3 protein-coding genes are annotated in these 2,839 nt (G+C 71.8%); all 3 read right to left on the bottom strand.

Features of this window, described 5'->3' with window-relative positions; translation table 11 throughout:
- Nucleotides 1-419: 419 nt before the first annotated feature.
- The gene (locus KDL01_RS40265; RefSeq protein ID WP_307846799.1) at nucleotides 420-1,016 is read right to left on the bottom strand and encodes a TetR/AcrR family transcriptional regulator; all 597 of its coding nucleotides are present in this window, start codon (nucleotides 1,014-1,016) and stop codon (nucleotides 420-422) included.
- A 40-nt stretch (nucleotides 1,017-1,056) separates the two neighbouring features.
- Entirely contained in the window at nucleotides 1,057-1,821 is a 765-nt protein-coding gene (whiG, locus tag KDL01_RS40260; protein WP_212533990.1) for an RNA polymerase sigma factor WhiG, read from the bottom strand.
- A gap of 731 nt (nucleotides 1,822-2,552) precedes the next feature.
- On the bottom strand, nucleotides 2,553-2,839 hold a 287-nt coding region (locus tag KDL01_RS40255), incomplete at its 5' end, for a hypothetical protein (protein WP_212533989.1).

The following is a 2,839-nucleotide window of genomic DNA, read 5'->3' as shown; positions in this document are numbered from 1 at the left end:
GTCCGAGGCCGAGCCGGGGTCCGAGGCCGAGCTTGGAGCGTGCGACTTTGGCGGGCACGAGATCGCCGCGGCAACGCTGCCCGACCCGCCGCCTCCGCCCATCCCCGCCAGCATCGCGACCGCCGCGGTCAGAACGGTGCCGACGGTCCGGGTGAGAGCAGTGGTGAAGATGCGCATGCCCCCACGGTCGGATGACGCCGCACCCTGGCGACGTCGGCGCGCGGTCCTTCCGAAGGATTCTCAGCGTCGAGTCTCCACGCGGGTGCCCGGGGTCCGGTGTTCACGCAGGTCGGCCGCCCGCGATGCTCCGGCAGCCGGACCGGGCGTCGGGGCTGATCGAGAGTCGGGGATAAGCGAGACCCGGCGGCCAGGCCGAGGGCGTGGGACGTCCGGGACGTCTTCTGGGACGTCTTCTGGGACTAGGCCGAGAGTCGGCGGCGGGCGCCGCGGACGCCGAAGAGGATCAGCGTGAGGGTCGCCTCGATGGTCGCGTTGGGATCGGCGCCCGCGTCGATGCGCTTGGCCGCGCCGTCGATCGCGCCCTGCAGCGCGGCCGCGGTGGCGCGGGCGTCGGCGTGGCCGAGGCGGCGCAACGCGCCTACGACGAGGTCCACGAGCAACCCGTGAGCAGTGCGGATGCGGTCGCGGGCGGTGCCGTCGAGCTCGAGTGCGGACAGCGCGAGGAGGTTGCGGTGCCCGGGCTGGGAGACCAGTTCGAGCTGCCGGCGCACGTACGCGGCGATCTGGCGCTCGGGCGTCGGCTGGGCCAGCATGACGCCCCGGATGTCGTTCACCGCCGCCGGGAAGTCCTCGACGGCGAGTGCCTCGACCACGTCGCCCTTGGTCTTGAAGTACTCGTAAACGGAGGAACGGGCCAGCCCGGCCCGTTCGGCCATGGCGGAGAAGGTCACCGCCGAGATGCCGCCGAGCGCGAGGAGGTCTCTTGCCGCGTCCAACAGGGCCGCGCGCTGCATACTGCGATGCTCGGCGACGGTCGCTGCTTTGATCCTCGGCACAGGCTCAGCGTAGACGAGTAAAGGCCCGCGCGGGACTGCATCACCGAAGTTCTGCCAGCCGCGTGCGCAGCGTGAGCACCGCTTTCGCGTGGATCTGGCAGACCCGGCTCTCCGTGACGCCGAGGACCTGTCCGATCTCGCCGAGCGTCATGCCCTCGAAGTAGTAGAGCGTGACCACGGTCTTCTCCCGATCCGGCAAGGTGTTGACGGCGCGGGCGAGCAGATGGCGGGTCTCCCGGTTCTCCGCGACCTCGACCGGGTTCTCCGCCGAGAGGTCCTCGAGCGTCTCCATCAGGCTCAGCCGCCCGCCGTCGCCGGTGGACAGGGTGAGCACCTCGTCGAGCGCGATGACGTTCACCAGGGAGAGCCGGGAGAAGATCTGGTGCAGCTCGCCGAGGCTCAGACCGAGCTCGGCCGCGATCTGCCGCTCGGACGGCGTACGCCCGAGCCGGTGCTCGAGGCGCACCACCGCCTGCTCGATCTCCCGCGCCTTCTGCCGCAGCGAACGCGGGATCCAGTCGAGCGCGCGCAACTCGTCGATGATCGCGCCGCGGATCCGGTTGATCGCGTACGTCTCGAACTTGATGGCGCGCTCGGGGTCGTAGCGCTCGATCGCGTCGATCAGCCCGAAGATGCCGTACGAGACGAAGTCGGCCTGCTCCATCGCGCCCACCAGCCCGACCGAGACGCGCCCGGCCACGTACTTGACCAGCGGCGAGTAGTGCAGGATGAGCTGTTCGCGCAGCCGGGAGTCACCGGTCGCCTTGAAGCGGGCCCACAGGTCGGCCATGGCGGCCGCGCCCATGGCGGTGTCCGAGCCGTCGCTCGCAGGGGACGGCCTGGTACCGGACGCGTCGCCGGTGGAGCCCGACGTGGCGCCGGGGGCATGCGCGGGCGCGGTCGACTTCGCCGGCTCGGTCGAGCTTGCCGACCCGGTTGACGGTGCGAGCACGGTCGAGGGTGCGAGCTCGGTCGACTTCGCCGACTCGGCTGACGTGGTTGGCGAGGAGTTCGCGGCGACGGTCCCCTCTGCTCCCGTGTCCGGCGCCGGGCCGGGGTGGGCCACCTCGCCCGGGCCGTCGGCGTGGTCGGTCTTCTGGTCGGTCTTCTCGTCGGCCGCCACGGAGGCTTCCGCGGCCGGTGTCTGCGGCGGGGCGGTCGCGGCGGCGGGAGACCCGTTCGCGCAACCGGCCGTGGTGCCGTTCGCAGTGGCCGAAGATCCGTAGGCGGACGCGGCGGCCCCGCTCGACGTCCTCGGTCCAGCCATATCGCGCTCGGCGATCGCCGGGGCGTGGCCGACGGCCTCCGCGAGGGCGCCGCCCCGATGCTGGCAGTTCCTGGACATGTCGAGCCCTGATCTAGTCAACCTTCACGCGGGCGGCCACGAGACGCCGGAGGATACCGACAGGCAGTGAGCGTAGCGCAAGGGATCAGGCACTTCGGGTAACAAACCGCGCTTCCACACGATCCGGTGATCCGATTCGATACGACGTCAGGCGGCGTATGGCGCAGGAGATCGCACCGACTCGCCCCCGGTCACATCGGCTCGGGACGAAGCAGGGCCCAGCCACCCCCCGTCTTGACCGCGATGCCACACGCGGCGAGCAGTCCCAGGGCGGCCAGGACCACGCCAGGGGCGAGGCCGGTCTCCGCGGCGAGCGCGGTCACGTCCACGGCGCGGCCCGAGCGGACGGTAGGCAGTGCCTCGCGGACGAGGATCGCGGCGCGGTCGAACGGCGTCGGGGCGCGCCGAATCTGGCCGGCCGCGAACACCTCGTCGCACTCGGCCTCGGCGCCGTCGCGTATCTGCTCGGGGACCGGGT

Origin of the sequence: Actinospica durhamensis, assembly GCF_018139695.1 — a bacterium.
Classification (GTDB): domain Bacteria; phylum Actinomycetota; class Actinomycetes; order Streptomycetales; family Catenulisporaceae; genus Actinospica; species Actinospica durhamensis.
This window is presented reverse-complemented; position numbering and strand designations above follow the sequence as displayed.

What these genes read in the sequence shown, in the direction of transcription:
- whiG (WP_212533990.1), bottom strand. Translation starts at nt 1,821, where the DNA reads ATGGGCGCGGCCGCCATGGCCGACCTGTGGGCCCGCTTCAAGGCGACC.